General features: G+C 36.5%; 17 protein-coding genes. 15 read left to right on the top strand and 2 right to left on the bottom strand.

What is annotated here, in order from left to right:
- The first annotated feature begins 96 nt into the window (after positions 1-96).
- The 14 genes from PFY09_RS20215 (at position 97) to PFY09_RS20280 (ending at position 20,462) form a co-directional block, all read left to right on the top strand.
- Complete coding sequence (locus PFY09_RS20215) at positions 97-2,367, top strand: glycoside hydrolase family 20 protein (RefSeq protein WP_271160891.1); 2,271 nt, start codon at positions 97-99, stop codon at positions 2,365-2,367.
- A 16-nt stretch (positions 2,368-2,383) separates the two neighbouring features.
- The gene (locus PFY09_RS20220) at positions 2,384-3,013 is read left to right on the top strand and encodes a Crp/Fnr family transcriptional regulator (RefSeq protein ID WP_271160892.1); all 630 of its coding nucleotides are present in this window, start codon (positions 2,384-2,386) and stop codon (positions 3,011-3,013) included.
- A gap of 231 nt (positions 3,014-3,244) precedes the next feature.
- Positions 3,245-4,039 (top strand): sulfite exporter TauE/SafE family protein, encoded by a 795-nt coding sequence (locus PFY09_RS20225; RefSeq protein ID WP_271160893.1) that lies wholly within the window; start codon positions 3,245-3,247, stop codon positions 4,037-4,039.
- Between the two features lie 813 nt (positions 4,040-4,852).
- Positions 4,853-6,265 (top strand): MBL fold metallo-hydrolase, encoded by a 1,413-nt coding sequence (locus tag PFY09_RS20230; protein ID WP_271160894.1) that lies wholly within the window; start codon positions 4,853-4,855, stop codon positions 6,263-6,265.
- A 262-nt stretch (positions 6,266-6,527) separates the two neighbouring features.
- Entirely contained in the window at positions 6,528-7,091 is a 564-nt protein-coding gene (locus tag PFY09_RS20235) for a YeeE/YedE family protein (protein ID WP_271160895.1), read from the top strand.
- A gap of 9 nt (positions 7,092-7,100) precedes the next feature.
- The gene (locus tag PFY09_RS20240) at positions 7,101-7,583 is read left to right on the top strand and encodes a DUF6691 family protein (protein ID WP_271160896.1); all 483 of its coding nucleotides are present in this window, start codon (positions 7,101-7,103) and stop codon (positions 7,581-7,583) included.
- A gap of 97 nt (positions 7,584-7,680) precedes the next feature.
- The gene (locus tag PFY09_RS20245; RefSeq protein WP_271160897.1) at positions 7,681-8,676 is read left to right on the top strand and encodes an isoaspartyl peptidase/L-asparaginase family protein; all 996 of its coding nucleotides are present in this window, start codon (positions 7,681-7,683) and stop codon (positions 8,674-8,676) included.
- Between the two features lie 84 nt (positions 8,677-8,760).
- Positions 8,761-9,423 (top strand): copper homeostasis protein CutC, encoded by a 663-nt coding sequence (locus tag PFY09_RS20250; protein WP_271160898.1) that lies wholly within the window; start codon positions 8,761-8,763, stop codon positions 9,421-9,423.
- Positions 9,424-9,569: 146 nt separating this feature from the next.
- Positions 9,570-12,053, top strand: a complete 2,484-nt coding sequence (locus PFY09_RS20255) for a beta-mannosidase (RefSeq protein ID WP_271160899.1) — start codon at positions 9,570-9,572, stop codon at positions 12,051-12,053.
- 5 nt (positions 12,054-12,058) lie between these two features.
- On the top strand, positions 12,059-12,661 hold the full coding sequence (locus tag PFY09_RS20260) for an NHL repeat-containing protein (protein ID WP_271160900.1): 603 nt from the start codon (positions 12,059-12,061) through the stop codon (positions 12,659-12,661).
- A gap of 38 nt (positions 12,662-12,699) precedes the next feature.
- Entirely contained in the window at positions 12,700-13,614 is a 915-nt protein-coding gene (locus PFY09_RS20265; protein WP_271160901.1) for an AEC family transporter, read from the top strand.
- Positions 13,615-14,372: 758 nt separating this feature from the next.
- Positions 14,373-16,820, top strand: a complete 2,448-nt coding sequence (gene priA, locus PFY09_RS20270; RefSeq protein ID WP_271160902.1) for a replication restart helicase PriA — start codon at positions 14,373-14,375, stop codon at positions 16,818-16,820.
- Positions 16,821-16,979: 159 nt separating this feature from the next.
- Positions 16,980-18,452, top strand: coding sequence for a D-alanyl-D-alanine carboxypeptidase/D-alanyl-D-alanine endopeptidase (gene dacB, locus PFY09_RS20275; protein WP_271160903.1), 1,473 nt, complete (start codon positions 16,980-16,982; stop codon positions 18,450-18,452).
- Positions 18,453-18,539: 87 nt separating this feature from the next.
- Positions 18,540-20,462: a M1 family aminopeptidase gene (locus PFY09_RS20280; protein ID WP_271160904.1), complete on the top strand. Its 1,923-nt coding sequence runs from the start codon at positions 18,540-18,542 to the stop codon at positions 20,460-20,462.
- 154 nt (positions 20,463-20,616) lie between these two features.
- Here the strand turns inward: PFY09_RS20280 and PFY09_RS20285 are convergent, their stop codons facing one another.
- Complete coding sequence (locus PFY09_RS20285; protein WP_271160905.1) at positions 20,617-21,495, bottom strand: cupin-like domain-containing protein; 879 nt, start codon at positions 21,493-21,495, stop codon at positions 20,617-20,619.
- A 159-nt stretch (positions 21,496-21,654) separates the two neighbouring features.
- Between PFY09_RS20285 and kbl the strand changes: the two genes are divergently transcribed.
- Positions 21,655-22,851 carry a glycine C-acetyltransferase gene (kbl, locus tag PFY09_RS20290; protein WP_059136536.1) on the top strand — a complete coding sequence of 399 codons (1,197 nt, stop codon included), beginning with the start codon at positions 21,655-21,657 and terminating at the stop codon, positions 22,849-22,851.
- A 65-nt stretch (positions 22,852-22,916) separates the two neighbouring features.
- Here the strand turns inward: kbl and PFY09_RS20295 are convergent, their stop codons facing one another.
- Positions 22,917-23,339, bottom strand: a complete 423-nt coding sequence (locus tag PFY09_RS20295; RefSeq protein ID WP_271160906.1) for a DUF1573 domain-containing protein — start codon at positions 23,337-23,339, stop codon at positions 22,917-22,919.

Below are 23,339 nucleotides of genomic sequence, written 5' to 3' on the forward strand. Positions count from 1 at the left end.
TTTTTGCAAAATTAGATGTTTTGTTTCTTAATAAGTTAAATCATCTTTAAAATTTTCAGAAAATAAGTATATTCGCTTAAATCTTAAATCCACAAAATGCAGCATTTTTTACTGATACTTTCTGTGCTTTTTTCAAGTCTCTTTTTTACTCAAACCAGATTAAATTTAATTCCCTATCCGCAAAAGGTTGAATTAAAAACAGGGAATTTCGAGGTAAGCGTGAATACACTTTTCGTGGGAGACAAAAAATCTAATGAATACAAATATTTTATTGATAATTTTAAAAAAATCTATCCAAAAAATTCATCTGAAAACATAAAAAAAACAAAACCAAATTTTATTTCGCTACTGTTAAATAAAGATTTAAAAATTGATAATAAACGAGAGTTTAATTCAAATTACATTATAAATATCAGCAACGAAATGATGATGGTTATTGGAAAGAACCCTGAAGGTCTTTTTCAAGGCATTCAAACTCTTTTACAATTAATAAAAACCTCAGAAGACGGAAAAATTCCCGCTCTCGAAATCCAGGATTCCCCAAAATTTCAATGGAGAGGAATGCATTTGGACGTTTCCAGACATTTTTTCACCGTTGAAGAAGTGAAACAATACATCGATTATCTCGCCATGTATAAACTGAATACGTTTCACTGGCATTTAACGGACGATCAGGGCTGGAGAATTGAGATCAAGAAATATCCGAAATTAACGCAGATCGGTTCAAAACGTAAAGAATCGATGATTGGAGCGTATGTTGACAATACCTTCGACGGAAAACCTTACGGACCGTATTTTTATACGCAGGATCAGATTAAAGAAGTCGTAAAATACGCTCAGGAAAGACATGTTACTATAGTTCCCGAAATTGAAATGCCGGGTCACGCTTTAGCTGCATTGTCCGCTTATCCGGATTTAGCCTGTACAAAAGGATCTTTTGAACCGGCTACAAAATGGGGCGTTTTTGATGATGTTTTCTGTCCGAAAGAGGAAACTTTTACATTTTTGGAAAATGTTTTAGATGAGGTAATCGCTCTTTTTCCTTCGCAATACATGCACATCGGAGGCGATGAATGCCCGAAAACGAGATGGAAAGAATGCCCTCATTGTCAGGAATTAATCAAAAAAAATAACCTGAAAGATGAACATGGTCTGCAAAGCTATTTTATCCAACGAATTGAAAAATACTTGAATTCAAAAGGCAGAAAAATTATCGGTTGGGATGAAATTCTTGAAGGCGGACTGGCTCCGAATGCTGCAGTTATGAGCTGGACAGGAATTAAAGGCGGGGTTGAAGCTGCCAAATCCGGTCATTTTGCCGTTATGACTCCCGGTTCTTACTGTTATTTTGATCATTATCAGGGAGATCCGGCGACGGAACCCAATGCTTTCGGAGGATTTACGCCTTTGGATAAAGTCTATTCTTACAATCCGATTCCCGAAGAACTGAATGCTGAACAGGCAAAATATATTTTAGGAGTTCAGGCAAATTTATGGACGGAGTATATTCTCGATTTCAAACACGTTCAGTATATGATTTTCCCGAGATTACTGGCGCTTTCGGAAGTAGGTTGGGGAACTGCTGATCCTAAAAATTATAAGGAATTTGAAGGAAGAGTAGTAAATGAATTCAAAAATCTGGATAAAATGGGAGTGAATTACGCCAAAAGCATTTACAATGTTTCAGGGAAAGTAATTTCTTCTGAAAATGGAGTAGCTTACGAACTTTCAACCTCTCAGAATCCGGGTGGAATACGATATACAGTGGATGGAACGGATCCTTCTGCCAATTCTCAGAACTATAAAAATCCTGTTCAGATTTCAAAATCAATGACGGTAAAATCGGCTTATTTCGAAAACGGAAAACTGAAAAGTGCCATATCTTCACAAAGTTTCACGATATCCAAAACAACAGGTAAAAAAATCACTTTGGAAGAGCAACCGAGCGAAAATTATTCTTTCGGCGGAGCTTTTACTTTAATCGACGGAATTACTGGAAACCAAAAACAATTGGGAAAAACATGGCTCGGTTTTAATGGAAAAGATATGGTCGCAACCATTGATTTCGGACAGAAAACTCAGTTTTCGGAAGTCTATTTCAATACTTTAGACAACAAAGGAAGCTGGATTCATTTCGCAAAATCGGCTCAGATTTTTGTGTCAGACAATGGAACAGATTTTAAGTTAATCAAAGAAGTCGGAAAAGAAGAAATCCTTTCAGCAAAAGGAAAAATTAAAGTGAATGTAGGAAATCAAAATTCAAAATACATTAAGGTTAAAATAGAAAATGCAGGGATTATTCCTGCGGGAAATCCGGGTGCAGATTCTAAAGCATGGCTTTTTGTTGACGAAATTGGCGTAAATTAGCCTTAGAAATTTTATTATGCAGGATTCAGTGCTTTCTTCAGAATTTACTTCTTCGCCGGAACTGGTGGAAAAGCTTTACAGATACGGAGTAACGAAAACTTATCAGGAAGGCGATATTATTCTCGATGAAAATTCGTCCATCCGTTCAATTCCGATTGTGATGAAAGGGATGATGAAAGTGATCCGCACCGAAGAAGACGATCGGGAAATTCTTCTCTACTACATCAAAGCAGGAGAAAGCTGCATCATGTCCTTTCTGGGCGGAATGCACAACGAAAAAAGCATCGTAAAAGCGGAAGTAGAAGAAGATACCGAAATCCTGTTTCTTCCTGTTGACAAGGTTTCATTGTTTATTAAAGAATATCCTGAATGGCTCGATTATATCTTCAGGCTGTATCACAAACGTTTTGAAGAACTCTTGGATATCATCAATGCCATCGCTTTCAAAAAAGTAGATGAAAGACTGCTGAATCTTCTCCATAAAAAATCCGAAATTCTGAATTCCAAAACCATCGTAATCACCCACGAACAGCTTGCCAACGAACTTGGAACAGCCAGAGTCGTTGTTTCCCGGCTCCTGAAACAGCTCGAAGACTCCGGAAAACTCCAGCTCGGACGAAATAAAATTACGATTTTGAAAGATTAGACAAAATTCTTCGAAATCTTATCTAAGTGAATAGTTTATGCTGAACTTGTCGAAGTAACTTCGAGAACTTAAAAGCATTAATTAGTCAAGAAAGCTTCGTGAACTTCGCGATCAAAAAAAATCTTACGAGTTCGCAAACTTAAAAAAACACGTTATAAAAAATCCTTCTGTAACAAAAGTAGCGGTACACCTTTCCCAATATCTTCAATTTTGCATTGTAAAGTTGAAAACATGGAAATTTTTGGATATCTCGCTTCTGTTTTAATAGGAGTTTCGTTAGGGTTAATCGGTGGTGGCGGAAGCATTCTTACCGTTCCCGTTTTGGTTTACCTTTTCGGATTAGACGCTTTTCTGGCAACAGAATATTCCCTTTTTATTGTCGGAATCAGCAGTGTGGTCGGTTCAGTTTCCTATTTCAAAAAAGGATTGGTGAATTTTAAAACCGCACTTGTTTTCGGAATACCGTCTATTATTTCCATTTTCCTGACGCGAAATTATATTGTACCCTTAATTCCCGATGAAGTTGTTACGGTCAGCAATTTTGTGGTAACCAAAGATATTCTGTTGCTTTTGATTTTTGCAGGATTAATGATTTTGGCATCCTACAAAATGATTCAGAAAACTACAGATTGTGTTACTGAAACATCAGATTTACAGAAAAACAGTACCCTTTTGGCAGCAGGAGAAGGATCTGTTGTCGGAATTTTAACAGGTTTAGTCGGAGCAGGAGGCGGATTTATGATCATTCCCGCACTCGTTAATCTGCTCAAAACTCCAATGAAAGCAGCCATCGGAACTTCGCTGGTTATCATTTCGCTCAATTCCCTCATCGGATTTTTCTCATCAATGGATGCTGTGAAAATCGATTGGAAATTACTAACCACCATTTCATCAATTGCCATTGTAGGCATCATCATCGGTTCGCAGTTATCCAAAAAAATCGACGGAAAAAAACTCAAACCTGCATTCGGATGGTTCATTCTTGTGATGGGAATGTACATCGTCGTTAAAGAACTTTTTTTGTAGTTTTTTCTTTATTAAGGCAGCTGTTTCCGCCTGTAGTTTATCCTGAGTTTATCGAAGGGCTCCCAGTCTTTTTGTTTTGTAAAAAACAAAAAGAGCTCCACTCAGGTCGGGCTGCGAAAGATTCGGGGAAAAAATGTCAAAGTTTAAATTTCTGAATTTAGAAAATAAAATACCATAAAGTCCAATCATTTAAAAGTGTTAGCATCATTGTGATATTCAAAAAAGCGTAGTAGTTAAAAAATCTTTGGGTATATAGTGTTTTAACGTGAGTTTGATGTAAAAACAGTACAAAAGTATCAATAGGAATGGGCTTCAGCCCATTTTAATAATCAAGAAAATAATAGGCTTTAGCCAAAACTTATACTAAATTTCGGTTAAAGTTAATTTTAATTAAAAAAAACATGAAATCCAATCTCTTATAAGCGTTAGCGGCTTTGTGAAACGCAAAAAAACATAGTAGTTAAAAAATCTTTGGGGACATAGTGTTTTAACGTGAGTTTGATGTAAAAACAGTACAAAAATATCAATAGGAATGGGCTTCAGCCCATTTTAATAATCAAGAAAATAATAGGCTTTAGCCAAAACTTATACTAAATTTCGGTTAAAGTTAATTTTAATTAAAAAAAACATGAAATCCAATCTCTTATAAGAGTTAGTGGCTTTGTGAACCCCCAAAAGCATAATAGTTAAAAAATCTTATTGGACTTTGCGTTCAAAAAATAAAATCCTTCTGTAACAAAAGTAGCGGTACAGAAAATCTTAAACCCGGAAATTTGTATCAGAAAAAATAAGTAAAATTTAAAATCATAAAAAATGAAAATAGAACAGATTTATACAGGATGTCTTGCACAGGGAGCTTATTATATTGTTTCCAACGGTGAGGCGGCAATTATAGACCCGCTAAGAGAAACCCAGCCTTATATTGAGCGTCTTGAAAAAGATAACGTTACGCTGAAATACATTTTTGAAACCCACTTTCACGCAGATTTTGTAAGCGGACATTTAGATGTAAGCAAAAAAACAAATGCATCAATTGTTTACGGACCAACTGCAAAACCTGAATTTGAAGCCATTATTGCAGAAGATAATCAGACCTTTCAAGTAGGAAGTATCACCATAAAAGTCCTTCATACACCCGGTCATACCATGGAAAGCTCATGTTTTCTACTGATTGACGAAAACGGAAAAGAAACGGCACTTTTCAGCGGAGATACCTTGTTTTTAGGCGATGTAGGCCGTCCCGATCTGGCGCAGAAAGCAGCAAACATGACGCAGGAAGAATTGGCGGGTTTGCTTTATGAAAGTCTTTACAACAAAATTTTACCTTTGGATGATGACATTACCGTTTATCCGGCACACGGAGCGGGTTCTGCGTGTGGAAAAAATATGCAGAAAGAAACAGTAGATTCACTAGGAAACCAGAAGAAAACCAATTACGCACTGAATCAGAAAGATAAGGAAAGTTTCATCAAAGCAGTAACAGACGGACTTCTTCCGCCTCCGGCTTATTTTGGAATGAATGTGGCGATGAATAAAAAAGGCTACGACAGTTTCGATGAGGTATTGTCAAAAGGTTTACAGGCATTTTACACTGATGAATTTGAAGAAATGGCAGAACATTCAGGTGCTTTGATTTTGGATGTAAGAAATAACGAAGACTTCGCGAAAGGATTTGTTCCGCAATCCATCAATATTGGACTGAATGGCGATTTTGCACCTTGGGTAGGAGCTTTGATTGTGGATGTAAAACAGCCGATTCTGCTCATTACCAACGAAAATGAAGAGGAAGAAACCGTGACCCGATTAAGCCGTGTAGGATTTGACAATGTTCTCGGATTTTTAAAAGGCAGTTTCGAAGCATGGAAAGACAGCGAGAAAGAAATAGATTCCGTTAACAGAATTTCAGCACAGCAATTTGAACAGGAAATTAAAGAAAAAGAAGCGAAAATTATTGATGTCCGCAAAGAAAGTGAATACCATGCAGAACACGTAGATGAAGCTTTCAACAAACCTTTAGCCTACATCAACGATTGGACAAGCTCAATCGATCCGGCGGAACATTTTTATCTGCACTGTGCAGGAGGTTACAGAAGCATGATGGCAGCAAGTATTCTTCAGGCAAGAGGCTACCGTAATTTTAGTGAAATTGAAGGCGGTTTCAGTGCCATTTCACAGACTGAAGTTCCGGTAAGTAATTTTGTTTGCCAGAGTAAAATTTTAAAATAGATTTAACAACGAAAGAGACAAAAGATCTTTGAAGATCCAAAATCAGTCAGAATAAAAATCTTTGTGGTCTTCAATAAGTGTTAACGCCTTTGCGAACTTAAAAATCAACAGAGTTATTTTAAAAAGAAAGCTTAGCGTTCTTGGCGTTTAAATCCAAAAAGTAGGTCAATTTCTGCTGAAGTCGATTTTATTTGCAATCTTTACATAGAACTCACGTTAAAATAATTAATCAGAATAAAAACAGTTTTAATACAAATACTTAATGTTAGAAATCATAAAAGAACCTTGGCCGTGGTACGTCGCAGGACCGTTAATCGGGCTTACTGTTCCTACTTTGCTGATTTTGGGAAACAAATCTTTCGGGATCAGTTCATCACTCAGACATATCTGTGCGGCCTGTATTCCTGCAAATATCAGCTTTTTTAAATACGACTGGAAAAAAGAACTCTGGAATTTATTTTTCGTTTTCGGAATTTTTTTAGGCGGAATGATTTCAGCCCAATTTTTAATGAACCCAGAAGAAATTACCGTTAACCATAATCTCAAAACAGAATTAGCAACCTACGGAATTACAGATTACAGCAATCTCGTTCCGACACAACTCATGAATTTTACCAGTCTTTTTACAGTAAGAGGATTTATTATGATGGTGGTCGGTGGCTTTTTGGTAGGTTTCGGGACGCGTTACGCGGGAGGATGTACAAGCGGACACGCCATCATGGGACTTTCCAACCTTCAGGGTGCTTCCTTGATTGCAACAATCTGCTTTATGGCAGGCGGTTTTTTAATGGCAAATGTTATTCTGCCCATTATTCTTTCACTTTAAAATTTAAAAATGAAACAGGAAAAAGAGATAAGACATCAGGACAGCATTTGTACCAACGAAAGTCAGCTTCATCACAAATGGTATCACAATTTAAAATACATGATCATTGGAATATTTTTTGGGATTGTATTTGTAAAGGCAGAAATTATCAGCTGGTTCAGGATTCAGGAAATGTTCCGGTTACAGTCTTTTCACATGTACGGCGTTATCGGAAGTGCCGTTTTAACGGGAATGATCTCCGTATTGATCATTAAAAAATTTAATATCAAAACCATTTATGGCGAAAAAATTTCCATTGCTCCGAAGAAATTTAATAAAGGACAAATTTACGGAGGACTGATCTTCGGATTTGGATGGGCCATAACAGGAGCATGTCCCGGACCGCTTTTCGCACAGATCGGAACCGGAGCTTTTGCCGTTATCATCACTTTGCTGAGTGCCATTTTCGGAACTTGGGTTTACGGATATTTCAGGGAAAAATTACCTCATTAATTTCAATAAAATCATTTGGGCGGTAGGAAATCTACCGCTTTTTTTTATTTCATGTTCATGCGAAAAATCCTTAATTTGGAGCCAAATAAATCTGAGTATGCAAAGTAGAAGAAAGTTTCTGAAAAAATCTGCCGTCGCTTCACTGGCTTTAGCGGTAAATCCGTTGGATCTGTTAGCTAAAAATCAGACTGAAAACAACAATACAATCATTAATAAACCGATCGTTCTTTCCACATGGAATTTCGGTTTAAAAGCCAATGAAGAAGCCTGGACGATTCTCGGAAAAGGAGGAAGAGCTTTGGATGCAGTGGAAAAAGGAGTCCGCCTTGTGGAAAATGATCCGGAAGAGAGAAGTGTAGGTTATGGCGGTCGTCCCGACAGAGACGGAAGAGTTACTTTGGATGCCTGTATTATGGACGAAAATTACAATATCGGTTCTGTTGCCTGTCTTGAAAATATTAAAAATCCGATTTCCGTAGCAAGGGCAGTAATGGAAAAAACACCTCACGTAATGCTGGTTGGAGATGGAGCCTTGCAATTTGCCGTTTCACAAGGATTCAAAAAAGAAAATATTCTCACTCCCGAATCCGAAAAAGAATGGAAAGAATGGCTGAAAGACAGCAAATATCAACCGATCGTCAATATTGAAAATCACGACACGATTGGAATGATCGCTTTAGACGCGAACGGAAATCTTTCCGGAGCCTGTACAACAAGCGGAATGGCTTTCAAAATGCACGGAAGAGTGGGAGATTCACCGATTATTGGGGCAGGTTTGTTTGTGGACAATGAGGTGGGTGCAGCAACGGCAACCGGACATGGTGAAGAAGTGATCCGAACCGTAGGAACGCATTTGGTGGTAGAATTAATGAGACAGGGAAGAACGCCGCAACAGGCTTGTAAAGAAGCTGTTGAAAGAATTGTAAAAATTACACAGCGTAGAAATAAAAATCTGAAGGATATTCAGGTGGGTTTTATTGCCCTCAATAAAAAAGGGGAATATGGCTCTTACTGCATTCAGGATGGGTTTAATTTTGCGGTGTACGACCAGAAAGGAAACCGTCTGGAAAAACCAGGTTTTGCATTAAAATAGATGTAATCATCAATAGGAACGGGCTTTAGCCCGTTTTTCAAAATAAAAAATCCATTGGCTTTAGCCAAAACTTAAATTAAAAAAATGTCAAAAATAGAAATAGCGTGCTTCAATCCGGAATCTGCATTAATCGCTTTTGAAAACGGTGCAGACCGAATAGAATTGTGTGACGGATTAAGCGAAGGCGGAACCACGCCTGATTTTGAAACCGTACAACAGCTTAGAGAAAAAATCAATGTTCCGATCTTTGTAATGGTTCGTCCTCGTGGCGGAGATTTCACTTACACTGATGAAGAATTTGAGCAGATGAAATCAGATCTCGTTCAATTAAAATCTTTAAACGTAGACGGTTTCGTGTTCGGAATTTTAGATGAAAATGATGATGTGAATATTGAACAGAATAAAACTTTGGTTGAACTGGCAAAACCTCTTCCGTGTACTTTTCACCGTGCCTTTGACCGTGCGAAAGATTTGGAAAAATCATTGGAAAAAGTCATTGATTGCGGCTTTACAACCATCCTTACTTCTGGACAGAAACCCAATGTTTCGGAAGGAAAGGAACATCTTAAAAAATTAGTAGAGTTATCCAATGGCAGAATAGAAATTCTTGTCGGTGGCGGACTTCGGTCATCCAATATCGAAGAAATCAGGGAGTTTACAAAAGCCGGATATTTTCATTCTTCTGCGATTACGGACGGTGGAGCTTTTGCGAATTCTGAGGAGATTGTTGCTTTGAAGAATAAGTAGTAATATGAAATTTTAACTAAAAATATACGTCGAGTTTGTCATTCTGAATGAAACGGAGTGGAGTGAAGAATCTAAATATAAATGTTGAGATTCTTCCTTCGTCAGAATGACAAAGCGTTTGAATTTTACTAATAATCAATCTCTTAATGAAAAAATCCATACTTTTTACTTTCCTTTTCCTACAAATCTTGACCAACGCACAATTCTTTGAGCACAATTTATCCTCTGAAAAATGGAAATTTAAAAATGCTAAAGAGAATAATTGGTTGACTGCTTCAGTTCCGGGAACCGTTCATTTGGATTTGATGAATAACAAGATCATTCCCGATCCGTATAAGGACGAAAACGAAAAAAAAGTACAATGGATAGAAAATGAAGACTGGGATTATCAGACATCATTTAACATTTCCTCAAAGGATTTAGAAAATCAAAATATTGAATTGATTTTTAATGGATTGGATACTTTTTCTGAAATTTATTTAAATGGAAAATTGATTCAATCGACAGATAATATGTTCAGAAAATGGATAATTCCGGTTAAACAAAGTTTAAAAAAAGGTGAAAATATTTTACAGGTAAAATTCAGATCTGCGGTAAATGTCGGAAAAGAATTAGCCCAAAAAGTTCCTTTCACCATGCCGGAATCTCCGAGAAGTTTTGTGAGAAAAGCGCAATATCAATTCGGTTGGGATTGGGGACCAAGATTAGTGACGGCAGGAATCTGGAAAGACGTTAAATTGAATTTCTGGAACATTGCTAGGCTTGATCATATAAAAATTGAACAAAAAATTTTAACAAAGCAAAAAGCGGATTTAAATATTCATGCTAAAATTTTCACTACAGAAGAAGGGAAATACAGTTTTTCAATTAACGGAAAATCTCAAAATATTTCTTTGAAATCCGGATTGAATTTAATTTCAATTCCTTACCAGATTCAAAATCCGAAATTATGGCAACCCAATGGTTGGGGCGATCCGAACTTATACGATATCAAAGTTTCTTTACAAAAAGATTCAAAAATGATTGCTGAAAAATCTGAAAAAATCGGACTGAGAACAGTTGAATTAATCCAGGAAAAAGATGCAAAAGGAAAATCGTTTTATTTCAAAGTAAACGGAAAACCAATGTATGCCAAAGGAACCAACTGGATTCCGGGCAACAGTTTTTCTCCGAGAATAACGAAAGAAAAATATCAGCAGCTTATCAAAGCCTGTAAAGATGCGAATATGAATATGATCCGTGTTTGGGGAGGCGGAATTTACGAAGATGATGAATTCTACAAAGCCTGTGACGAAAATGGAATTCTGGTGTGGCAGGATTTTATGTTTGCAGGAAGTTTTTATCCGTCTTATGAGAAATTTCAGAAAAATGTAGAATTGGAAGTGAAAGATCAGATCGAAAGGATTCAGAATCATCCTTCTCTGGCTTTATGGTGCGGAAACAATGAAATTGATGAAGCGATTGTCAATTGGGGGTATCAGAAACAATTTAAATATTCAAAAGAAGATTCTTTACAGGTTTGGAAGGATTACAAGAAAATTTTTCATGAAGTAATTCCGAACGCTGCTAAAAAATATGCAACAAGTGATAAGCAAATCTATTGGGAAAGCTCGCCGTCCATCGGATGGGGACATCAAGAAAGCCTTACGGAAGGCGATTCCCATTATTGGGGCGTTTGGTGGGGAGAACAGCCGTTTGAAATTTACAATGAAAAAGTTTCGCGTTTTGCTTCGGAATACGGTTTTCAGGGAATGCCGACGTTGGAAACCACAAAATCCATGTTTTCAGGAAATCCTGATTTAAGCTTACAAAATGGAACCATAAAAGCTCATGAAAAGCATTCCAGAGGCTGGGAAATTATTGAAAATTACATGAAGCGTGATTATAAAGTTCCGACAGATTTTGTGAAATATAACTATGTTTCGCAGTTGCTTCAGGCTCGCGGAATGCAGATTGCCATTGAAGCGCACCGCAGAGCGAAACCTTACAATATGGGAACTTTATACTGGCAATTGAACGATTGTTGGCCTGTGGTTTCGTGGTCTTCCATAGATTATTTAGGAAACTGGAAAGCATTGCATTATCAGGTGAAAAGGAGCTTTGAAAATCAGGTGATTTTGGTGGAAGAAAAAGATGGAATACTTACTTTTTATGCCATTAATGATCAGGCACGAAAATTTGATGATGTTTTTGTGGAAATAGAGGTTATTAATTTTCAAGGGAAAGTTTTAGACGAAATAACAACAGTTCCCAATGGAAAAACACTGGAAGAAATTATACCATTCGATCCGATCGAAATTCAAAATCTGGTTCCTGATTCCAATAAAAATGAAACGTTTTTAAAATTGACTTTAAAAGATACCAACGGAAAGGTAATTGCCGAAAGCAACTATTTCTTCGCAAAACCCAAAGATTTAAAATTAACAAAACCTGCCCTTAAAATCAGGAAAATATCTGCGACTGAAATTGAAATTTCCACAGATGTTTTGGCAAAAGACGTTTATCTGATGGGAGATACCCATTTCAGCGATAATTTTTTCGATTTGCTTCCAAAAACATCCAAAAGAATTACCCTTTCAAAACCATTGGAGAAAATAGAGGTGATGAGCTTATTTGATACGATGAATTGATTTTTATGAAATTGATAAAAAAGTTTTCTGATTGGTTGTTTTTAGTATTCTGTACTGTTTTACTTTCCGGAATATGTGTCACACAGACAAACTTTAAGATTAATACAGAATTGCCATTCAGTGATTTTAACGGTTTTGTGGTGGATAGTCATGAAAACGTATACATTGGAGATAGTTTTTATTCTGTAATTCAAAAGTTTGATCGTGAAGGCAACTTTATACAATCTATAAAAGTCAATAATTATGGAAAATCTTTCAGGATAGGTATTGATAAAATGGACAATATTATTGTGAAATCTAATATTACCAGAAGTTTTACTATTTATTCTCATAATAATTACGATAAGAAATTTGTGGTATATGACAGGAAATATGACGAAACAAAAAATCCAAATAGATTTTTCTTCACCCCAAAAGCTAAATTTGAAAATTTAGGCAGTTTTTATCCATCAATCTGGAAACTGTCGGATAAAAAACAAAAAATAATAGAACAAAACTTTATTTTAAAACTTCTGAGTTTGTCTACAATGTTTATTATTATACCCATCTTTTTATTTTTGAAATTTTTACCTTTTATTTTAAAAAAAATATTTCGAAACGATTATTAATCATTATCAACCGTAAATTTGCACAATAATTCAAAACTATGGTAAATTTTGTTCTGATTGCAGTGTGTATTATCGCGGGAATGGTTTTCAAGGCAACAAAATCCATCCATCCCGATGCGCATAAAGGAATCAACACATGGATTCTTTATCTTGCACTTCCGGCGGTTTCATTCAAATATTTACCGAAAGTTCACTGGTCAGCAGAAATGCTGTTTCCGGTGGTGGCAACTTTTCTTACAGCGGTTTTCTGCTTTTTCTTTATGATGTTTTACAGCAAAAGCAAAGGCTATTCACGGCGTTCCCGAAGCACTCTGGAACTCGTAAGCGGCTACAGCAATACTTCGTTTATCGGTTTTCCGCTCATTTCGGCTTTTTACGGAGAAAGTTTACTGAGTATTGCCATTATCTGTGATCAGACCATGTTTTTTGCACTTTCAACATTAGGAATTATTGCGGCTTTAAAAGGCGGAAGCAAATCAGGAAAGATCAGCGCAGCATTTATTCTGAAAAGACTCGTTACCTTTCCGCCTTTAATTGGCTGTGTCGCTGCTTTGGTTTTGTCTCAATTCGTTGATTTCACTCCTGCAGAACCTTTTTTCGATAAACTGGCAGCTACAGTTAGTCCGTTGGCTTTATTTTCAGTCGGATTACAACTGAAATTCAATGGCTGGAAAAAACTGATTCCCCAAATGTCGGTTTCCATGTTTTACAAACTTATTCTGGCTCCGGCAATAACGCTCGGATTAGCACTTTTACTCGGAATAAAAGGAAATATTGCCAGAATTACCATCTTCGAATCGGCAATGCCTACAGTCGTTACCTCAAGCATTATTGCGGAACAGTACCGATTAAATACAAAACTTACCAATTTAACGATCGGCTTCAGTATTATTGCGGCTTTTTTTACTTCCGCAGTCTGGTTTTACATTATCGATTACTTTTTTAGTGGGTAAAAGAAGGTTATTATTTTAACGTGAGTTCGATGTAAAAACAATACAAAAACATCAATAGGGATTTATCCTATTTTAATGATTAAGATAACAATTGGCTTTAGCCAAAACGTATGCTAAATTTCGGTTAAAATCAATTTTGATTATGAATTTTCACATTGGACTAAAACTTAACTCTCTTAAACTCTCAAACGCTTCAACATTTTTTTTGGAGCTTTTCCGGCTTTCCACTGTATCTTTTGGGTTACGGGCTAAATAAAAACTCATGGCGACGAGCAACACGACGAAATAATCTCCAATTGAACCGATAAACTTTGAAACTTTTGTATGGTTTAGATTCTTTCAGAACGACAAACTTGATGTTCATTTTTATAAAAATTGTTTAAAGTAAAATGGTAGAAAACTCTATAGAGTTTTATCTGTGTAGACATCATATTCGAAGGCGTTTGGCGTTCCGTAGGAACGCTATCTTTAGACAATTTATCGTATTTGCAGATATCAATCCTACGGATTGATGGATAGATTTATTCTTATTTCTACACAGATTCTGCTCCCAAAGAATCAAAACTGCTTTTGATAATAAGCTTTAAATATATCATCTCATTTGCTGAGTGAAACGCCTTAGCGAACGAAAAATATACATAATCATTTAAAGAAAATCTTAGCGGTCATTGCGTTTAAAAGTATCCCATAAAAACACACCATCAAAAAAATTGCAGTTCACAAAAGAAAAAATTAATTTTACACTTTAAATTTTTCCCTTGAATTACGCCCAGATTGTTTTACCGTTAAATCTAAAAGGATCTTTCACCTATAAAGTTCCCGAAGAACTGCAAACAGGAATTCAGACAGGAATGAGGGTTTTGGTTCCTTTTGGCGGCAAAAAAATCTATACGGGAATCGTTTTTGAACTTCACAACAATGCACCTGAAACTTTTGTGGCAAAAGAAGTTATCAGTCTTCTCGACGATCAGCCGATTGTTCCGCAGGAGCAGATTAACTTCTGGAACTGGCTTTCCGACTATTACTTGTGCGGTTTGGGAGAAATTTACCGTTTTGCATTTCCTTCTTCCCTGAAACTCGAAAGTGAAACATATTTAAAGTTAAAACCCAATGTAAAAGTTGACTTTGAAAACCTCGATGTCAATGAAATGTATCTCATACAGGCTTTGGAAGTACGGCAGTTAATTAATCTGACTGATATTGAAGCTTTTATTCCCAAGAAAGATATCATTAAAACTGTCAATTCTTTAATCGATTTGCAGTACATTGAAATCGACGAGAAAATTGCCGAAAAATACAGAGCGAAAGAAGTTGCCTACGTAAAAATCAATGATGAGGTTTTACAGCGGCAAAATCTTACGGAAATACTTTTATCCTTAAAAAGAGCGCAAAAGCAGAAAGACCTTTTTCTCCATATTTTAGAAAAACAGACCGAAAATCCTGATTTACCCATCAAAAAATCAGAACTTTTTGAAGACGGATATTTCGGAAGTTCGCATTTTAAGGCTTTGGCAGATAAAAATCTGGTCGAAGAATATTATATGCAGAAAGACCGTATCGAAAGTTATGAAGGTGAAATAGAAGAGATCGAAGAACTTTCGGAAGCCCAGAAAGAAGCGAAAAATGAAGTGGATGAAGCCTTTGAAGAAGGGAGAAATGTCCTGCTTCACGGAGTAACTTCTTCCGGAAAAACACATATTTATTTAGAAAAGATCGAAGAATGCATCAGCGAAGGAAAAAATGTACTGTTTTTACTTCCCGAAATTTCTTTAACCAAACAGATCACTCAACGATTAGAAAAAAAATACGGAAGACAACTTGGGTTTTACCATCAGAAACTTACAGATTTTGAGAGGGTGGAAGTCTGGAGAAGAATCAGACAGAATGATATTAAAATTTTAATCGGAACACGGAATTCTCTGTTTTTACCTTTTCAGAATGTCGGGTTGGTTATTGTGGATGAAGAACACGATTCTGCGTACCGTCCGAGAGAAGTTTCTCCTTATTTCAATGCAAAAGATGCGGCGTTGGTTTTTGGAAATTTTTATGGGGCAAAAGTCATTTTAGGCTCTGCAACACCTTCCGTAGAAAGCTATTACAACGCCAGAAAAGATAAAATGAAGTACGTTTTTCTGGAAGAACGTTTCGGAAATGTCAATCTTCCTGAGTATGAACTCATTAATTTTAAAGAAGCTCAGGAATCCAAAAAAGTATCCGGAAATTTTTCTTTGCAGTTGATTGACGAGATTAAAAAAGTGGTGGAAGAAAAAAATCAGGCAATTGTTCTTCACAACCGCCGTGGTTACGCCAATGTTGTGGAATGCGAAACCTGCGGTTACGTAAACTACTGTTCCAACTGCGATGTGGTGATGACGTATCATAAAGCTGCTAATGAAATGAAATGCCATTACTGCGGACAGAGAGCATCAAAACCCAAAGTCTGCCCGAAATGTCATTCCGAAAACCTGAACGAAAGAGGAGTAGGAGTAGAGCAGATCCATGAAGAAGTTTCCAAACTATTTCCCGATCATGAAGTGGACCGAATGGATGTGGATTCCATGAGAAAGAAATTTGCCTACGAAAAATTATACGAAAAAATTGAAGACCGAGAGACAGACATTGTTGTCGGAACACAGATGATCTCAAAAGGTCTGGATTTTGATCACATCGAGCTGGTTGCTATTCCGAAAGCGGATTCCTTGCTATATGTTCAGGATTTCAGAGCCGAAGAAAGAGCTTATCAACTCATTACTCAGGTTTCCGGAAGAGCGGGAAGAGTTTCCGGAAAAGGAAAAGTTTTAATACAGACTTTTAATCCGGATCATTCTGTTTTTCAGTTAATTAAAATGAATAGCCCGGCGAAAATTTACAAATATATTTTAACGGAACGCCAGAAATTCCATTATCCGCCTTTTACAAAGCTGATTATGATAGAACTGAAGCACAGGAGAGAGGATAAAGCTAACCGCGCTTCCCAATTTTTAGGATCCATCCTTAGAAAATATCTTCCCGAAGATTGTGTTCTGGGTCCGGAAAAAGCTCAGATTGCGAGACTTAACAATCTCTATCAGTTCCAGATCATGCTGAAACTTCCTAAAGGAAAAAAGTATGAAGAGTATAAAAAAAGGGTTTTAGCAAGTCTGAAAGAATTCGATGAAATTACAGCGTACCACAGCATCAGAAAAGATGTTTTTGTAGATTTTTAACAATTTTTAACAAACTTTATACTCTTTTTATAATAGTCTACTGAACTGCCATACAACAATATTTTCTACATTTGATCGTTGATTATATGTTTGGTGTTTTACTTTTCAATTTAACCCGTTGATTTTTAAACCATCCAAACTATAGCAAAAGAAAAATAGATGGTAAATTTCAGAAAGTATATTTCAGGTGTTGCGGTACTGGCTTCAGGATTTTTTCTTGCACAATCTACCGTTTCTACAGTTCTGTATTCTCCGGCTTACGACAATCAGAAGAGCAGTTTAAACTTACCTTCTCCCATCACTTCCATGGTGGAAAAAACTATTTTGTCGCCGAAAGAACTTGTAGACATTAATGTAAACACTATGATGACCGATCCTGTGCTGAAAAATGCAACTTGGGGATTCGTAGTGTACGATCCGAAAACGAAGAAAGTAATTTCTTCGTATAACGAAAATACTCCTTTGGTTCCAGCTTCTACAACGAAATTATTAACTACCGAAACGGCAATGAATATGCTGGGCGAAAGTTATCGTTGGAATACCCAATTAGAATATTCAGGAACAGTGGACGAAAACGGAGTGTTAAACGGAAATCTTTACATCGTCGGAAGCGGAGATCCTTCTTTAGGAACCAATAAAGGCGGAGCTTGGGCTTACAGAGACATTATTACAGATTTCAAAGAAGGACTTTCTCGTGAGGGAATCAAAAAGGTAAATGGGGATATTATTATACAGACAGCGCTTTTCAAAGGCAATATTTCGAAGCTTCCGGAAAATGTTGTGTGGTTGGAAAACAATAATTACTATTTGCTTATTGGTACAACGAAAGAGATCAATCCTGCCAATGAAAAACTGATTGTAAAGAAAGGAAACAACTTTTCAACCGATAAGAAATTTTTCTACGTTTCTCCGTACAACAACCAGATGGTGTATGCAGATAAATACGAAGGCGACGGAATTTTAACAACAAAATTACCCGATGCTCCGGCTTATCTTGCAAACTCTTTCAAAACAACTCTCGTAAAAAGCGGAATTTCTGTAACAGGGAAAGTAACTCCTAAAATGACGGATGCGAATCCTGAAGCCAGAAAATTAGTTTCCGTGTATAAATCACCTACTTTAGCGGATATTATTTATTATACCAATCAGCACAGCGATAACGGTCTTGCTGAAGCATTGTTAAAAACGGTTGGTTTTCAGAGTCTTGGAGACCAGACCACAGAATCCGGAAGAAAAGTAGTAACGGAACATCTTAAAAATGAAGGTTTCGATATGCTTGGTTTAAATTATATCGACGGAAGCGGACTTTCGAGAAGCAATAACGTAACGCCGATTGCTCAGGCAAAATTCTTAACCTCTTTAATGGATGAAAAATATTACAAAACATATTTAAATTCATTACCGATTGGGGGACAGTCCGGAACGTTGAAAAGAATGTTCAACGGACTTGGAAACGGACAGGTTTTTGCAAAAACAGGAACACTGAATAAAGTAAAAACATTAGCAGGATACATGAAAACGAATACAGGAAAAACGCTGGTTTTCTCTTTAATGGTGAACAATTACGCAGGTTCTGTAGACATGGTAAAGAAAAGAATGGAAAAAATTCTTGAACCTGCTTTAGATTTATAGAATTGTTAAAATTTAACGAATAATAAAACCTTTTAATCATCGATTGGAAGGTTTTTTAATATCTTTGATATATTTTTTAAATTGAATATGAAAAAGTTTTACTTTTTAGTTTTGGGTATGCTTACTTTTCAGCAACTAAACGCTCAGAATGAAAATATCGAAAGAAAAGCGATGATGGCGAAGGAAATGAAATCTTTCGCTCACAAAATGGCGGTCGGAAACGTCAACCCGAATACCCTGAATTACGATCTCCAGTATCAGAGGCTGGATCTTACTATTAATCCGGCGGTGTATAATGTTTCGGGTTCCGTAACTTCTCATTTCAAACCCAATCAGAGTTTAAGCTCTATTTATTTTGATCTGGATAATCAGATGACGGTTTCGGGAGTGCAGTATCACGGAACGCCGCTTACTTTTCAGCAGTTGTCTACCAAAGAACTGAAAATCAACTTTCAGTCTGCTCTTGCGGCAAATGTTCTGGATTCTTTAACAGTTACGTATTCAGGAGCTCCGGCAACAACCAATAATGCCTTTTTTAACGGAACACAGGGCGGAACCGCAGTTTTATCTACTTTAAATGAACCTTACGGAGCGCAGGACTGGTTTCCTACAAAACAGAGTCTGAACGACAAAATTGAAAGAGTAGATATAAAAGTAACCACCCCTTCACAATACAGCGTTGCTTCCAACGGAAAGCCCATGTCTGAAACCATTTTAGGCAATGGTCAGAAACTGACGTTCTGGAGAACTCAGTATCCGACTGCAGCTTATCTGATCGCTCTTTCCATCACCAACTTCGTAAAATTAACGGATACAATGGGAAATCCTCCTTTTCCGTTCATTAATTATATATTTCCTGCAACGTCCACGAATACGACAAGTATGAATAACATCGACTGGACAAAAACCGTGATGAATACTTTTGAAACCTACTTCGGACCTTATCCTTTCCGAAATGAAAAATACGGACATATGGAATTTCAGGCGGGTGGCGGAATGGAACATCAGACCATGTCTTCCATGGCGGGATGGAGCAGAAGTCTCATTGCTCATGAGTTGGCTCACCAGTGGTTTGGCGACAAAGTAACCTGCGGAGCGTGGAACGACATCTGGCTGAATGAAGGTTTTGCCACGTTTGGAGAACATGTTGCGAATGAAAAATTGCTGATGACGAGCACAGACTTTTTAAATTATCTGTTGACTCAGAAAAACTTTGTTACAGGTTCGCCAACAGGAAGTGTTTATGTTGCTGATGCCAATCTTAACAGTGTAGGAACCATTTTCAACAGCAGATTGTCTTATTCAAAAGGAGCGTATGTGCTGAGAATGCTGAAATGGATTTTGGGAGATGCTGCATTTTATCAGGCAATTCAGGAATACCATTCCAGACCAAATTTGGCTTATAATTATGTGAAAACTCAGGATTTTAATGCGTCTTTATTAACGTCTACCGGAAAAGATTTTACAGAATTCTTCAACGACTGGATTTACGGACAGGGTTATCCTACGTATGACATCCGTTGGAAGCAGGTAGGAAATACCGTTACTTTCAGAGCATCTCAGACGCAAAGCAGTTCAACGGTAAGTTTCTTCGAAATGCCTTTACCGATCAAAGTAAACGGAACAGGAGGACAGGTTGCTTATTTTGCGTTGAATAATACGACCAACAACCAGTATTTTACGCAGTCGGTAACATTTCCGGTGGCAAGTGTAGAATTTAATTATGAATATCAGATTCTGGACAGAAATTCTACGGTAACTCAGGATAACACACTGGGAACCGCAGATTTAGTTAAAGAAGAATTTGCTTTATATCCGAATCCTGCTAAAAATGAACTGAATTTAAAAGGCATTACAAAGCCTACAGATTTTACGATTTATTTCACAGACGGTAAATTGGTAAGACAGGGAACGTATCAGCCTGAGAAATCAATCAATATTTCAGAATTGGTTCCGGGAACGTATATTTTTAAAATTAACGATAAGAACGTGAAGTTTTTAAAGAAATAATTTTTACAGCATAAAGTAAAAACCTTCAGATTTTCTGAAGGTTTTTTGTTTAAAAATGGTTAAATGAAATTGGATAATAGGTATATAAAGATCTTTCTGAGGAAAATATTAAATAAAGTAGTTCCATTTTAATATATTTAAAGTTAATAATTCACTAAATCTGAAAGCTTTTTTGTCTTTTAATGGCGCGATTGGCTTTTCTTCTGGCTTTTCTTACCTTAAAATCGAACCATTTTTCTTTGAATAAATTTCGCATCACATTATCAAAATTCCGGATCAGGACTAAGTTTTTAAAGACCCGCCATTTTTCCAGCCAGCTAGAAGGCAGAGCTCTTACAGAAACAGAATATCCTTCCGTTTCATACTGAATGTAATGCCACCATCCGGAAGGAATGTAAAGCGTTTCGCCGGGTTGTATAACAGCTTCATAACCGTTTATGTATTTCAGTCCCGGAAATTCTTTGAAATCAGGCTCTTTAATATTGGTGATGGAATGAAAATTATAAGGAAGTTTATACAGCAGATCCGACTGTTCCCATGGAAAAAGCCAGATTCGTTTAATGCCTTGAAACTGAGTGATGAAAACGTGGGACATATCAATATCCACATGATTTCGGGTAACCGAACCTTCACCTCCGAAAAACATAAAAGGAAGCCATTTTATAATTTTTCCTTTTGTAACATCGTTGTAAATGATATCATTTTTTAATTCAGGTTTAATGCTTAATAAATTGAATAAAAAAAGACGATGTTCGGTAGGAGAGGAAGTTATAAGATCCAGATATTCTGAGAAAGTACTCTGTCCGATTGGTTTACTGGCGATTCTGTCCAGAGATTCAATTTCACTTCCATAGATATTTACTTTATGTTCTCCTGCAATTTCTTTAAAATATTCGTAATTCCATTTTTCAAAAGCAGGACTTTCAGGAGCCGCAAAATCTTTTAAGATTACTGGCTTTGAGGGTTTTAGATAGTTTTTGATAAAATCCTCTGATGATATATTTTCAATTCTTTGTACTGGTGATAGTCGCATTTTCTGATTTTATTCAGCAAATATAGTAATTAGTCTACCAAAATTATAGACTATTAACAAAAGTATTATGATTTTGTACAGACATTTACAATAAAAAGCAGAAATCCTGTTACTTTACCGCGATTTTATTAAATTAGCGCATCTTAAAAATTATTAGAAATGATCTCTAAAAAGTATCTTGAAAATTTACAGAACGAACTTCAGAATATTGAAAACGACGGACTTTACAAAAGAGAAAGAATCATCACTTCTCAGCAGAGTGCCGAAATAGAAGCCAACGGAAAAAAACTGCTGAACTTCTGTGCGAACAATTATCTGGGATTATCCAACCATCCGGAAGTGATGAAAGCTTCACAGGAAATGATAGAATCTCACGGTTACGGAATGTCTTCGGTTCGTTTTATCTGCGGAACTCAGGATATCCATAAACAACTGGAGCAGAAAATTGCAGACTTTTTAGGTCTTGAAGATACTATTTTATATGCTGCCTGTTTTGATGCGAACGGAGGAGTTTTTGAACCTTTATTTACGGAAGAGGACGCGATTATTTCAGATGAACTGAACCACGCTTCCATTATCGATGGTGTTCGTCTGTGTAAAGCAGCGAGATACCGTTACAAAAACAACAATATGGAAGATCTGGAAGCTCAGTTAATTGCAGCTTCCGAAAAAAATCACCGTTTTAAAATCATTGTTACAGACGGCGTTTTCTCAATGGACGGAATCGTTGCAGATCTGAAAGGAGTTTGTGATCTTGCCGATAAATACGATGCTTTGGTAATGGTAGATGATTCTCATGCAACAGGTTTCATCGGAAAAACAGGTCGCGGAACGCACGAAGCCAACGAAGTGATGGGTAGAGTAGACATCATTACTTCTACGCTTGGAAAAGCTTTAGGAGGTGCTTTAGGCGGATTTACTTCCGGTAAAAAAGAAATCATTGATATGCTGAGACAGCGTTCAAGACCGTATTTGTTTTCAAATTCATTGGCTCCGGGAATCGTGGGAGCAGCTTTGAAGGTTTTGGACATGATTTCTGAAGATACTTCTCTTCGCGATAAAGTAATGGAAAATGCAGAATATTTCAGAGCGGAAATGAAATCTAAAGGTTTCGATATTCCGGATGGTGATGCTGCCATTGTTCCGGTAATGCTGTACGATGCGCCTTTGGCTCAGAAAATGGCTGAAAAGTTAATGGACGAAGGAATTTATGTCATCGGATTCTTCTATCCGGTGGTTCCGAAAGGAAAAGCGAGAATCAGAGTTCAGCTTTCAGCAGCACATACAAGAGAACATCTTGATAAAGCGATTGCTGCGTTTGAAAAAGTTGGAAAAGAATTAGGCGTAATTTCTTAAAAGTAGGCATAATACTGAAAAATACAGTTGGCAAAAACAAATTTCAGTTTTTGCCAACTTAAATTTTAACTTTTTCTGTATCCTTCTACATAGAAAACTCTTTTAAAAGGGTAAAATGTACCATAAACCGTTACAGGTAAATAAAAATTTCCAATTTCATTAATAGACATATTTACAGAAATTTTTTGTTCCTTTTTCGGTTGTAAAATACTGTCGTATTCCGGCATTTGTATGCAAGAGCATGGAGGTTTTATAAATAATGATTTTAGGATTTTGTTCCCTGTATTTTTAATTGTAAAATTTATTGTCTTATGATTTCCTTCTATTGTGTCTAAATCTATATTTGAAGGAAGTTCTATCTTCGTAAGTTCACTTGTTGGAGTCTTCCAAACTTTTGTAAAGTGAAGATCCGGGATTATGTTCTTATTTTCAGAAGTTTTATTGCAGGAAACTAAATAAAATAAAAACAAAGCGATTATTTTTTTCAT

This window comes from Chryseobacterium gambrini (assembly GCF_027920505.1).
Classification (GTDB): Bacteria; Bacteroidota; Bacteroidia; order Flavobacteriales; family Weeksellaceae; genus Chryseobacterium; species Chryseobacterium gambrini.

Excerpts from the sequence above, each read along its gene's own strand:
- PFY09_RS20215 (WP_271160891.1), top strand. The coding sequence starts at position 97 with ATGCAGCATTTTTTACTGATACTTTCTGTGCTTTTTTCAAGTCTCTTT.
- PFY09_RS20255 (WP_271160899.1), top strand. The coding sequence starts at position 9,570 with ATGAAAAAATCCATACTTTTTACTTTCCTTTTCCTACAAATCTTGACC.
- PFY09_RS20260 (WP_271160900.1), top strand. The coding sequence starts at position 12,059 with ATGAAATTGATAAAAAAGTTTTCTGATTGGTTGTTTTTAGTATTCTGT.
- PFY09_RS20245 (WP_271160897.1), top strand. The coding sequence starts at position 7,681 with ATGCAAAGTAGAAGAAAGTTTCTGAAAAAATCTGCCGTCGCTTCACTG.
- kbl (WP_059136536.1), top strand. The coding sequence starts at position 21,655 with ATGATCTCTAAAAAGTATCTTGAAAATTTACAGAACGAACTTCAGAAT.
- PFY09_RS20225 (WP_271160893.1), top strand. The coding sequence starts at position 3,245 with ATGGAAATTTTTGGATATCTCGCTTCTGTTTTAATAGGAGTTTCGTTA.
- dacB (WP_271160903.1), top strand. The coding sequence starts at position 16,980 with ATGGTAAATTTCAGAAAGTATATTTCAGGTGTTGCGGTACTGGCTTCA.
- PFY09_RS20230 (WP_271160894.1), top strand. The coding sequence starts at position 4,853 with ATGAAAATAGAACAGATTTATACAGGATGTCTTGCACAGGGAGCTTAT.
- PFY09_RS20285 (WP_271160905.1), bottom strand. The coding sequence starts at position 21,495 with ATGCGACTATCACCAGTACAAAGAATTGAAAATATATCATCAGAGGAT.
- PFY09_RS20240 (WP_271160896.1), top strand. The coding sequence starts at position 7,101 with ATGAAACAGGAAAAAGAGATAAGACATCAGGACAGCATTTGTACCAAC.
- PFY09_RS20295 (WP_271160906.1), bottom strand. The coding sequence starts at position 23,339 with ATGAAAAAAATAATCGCTTTGTTTTTATTTTATTTAGTTTCCTGCAAT.
- PFY09_RS20220 (WP_271160892.1), top strand. The coding sequence starts at position 2,384 with ATGCAGGATTCAGTGCTTTCTTCAGAATTTACTTCTTCGCCGGAACTG.
- PFY09_RS20280 (WP_271160904.1), top strand. The coding sequence starts at position 18,540 with ATGAAAAAGTTTTACTTTTTAGTTTTGGGTATGCTTACTTTTCAGCAA.
- PFY09_RS20250 (WP_271160898.1), top strand. The coding sequence starts at position 8,761 with ATGTCAAAAATAGAAATAGCGTGCTTCAATCCGGAATCTGCATTAATC.
- PFY09_RS20235 (WP_271160895.1), top strand. The coding sequence starts at position 6,528 with ATGTTAGAAATCATAAAAGAACCTTGGCCGTGGTACGTCGCAGGACCG.
- PFY09_RS20265 (WP_271160901.1), top strand. The coding sequence starts at position 12,700 with ATGGTAAATTTTGTTCTGATTGCAGTGTGTATTATCGCGGGAATGGTT.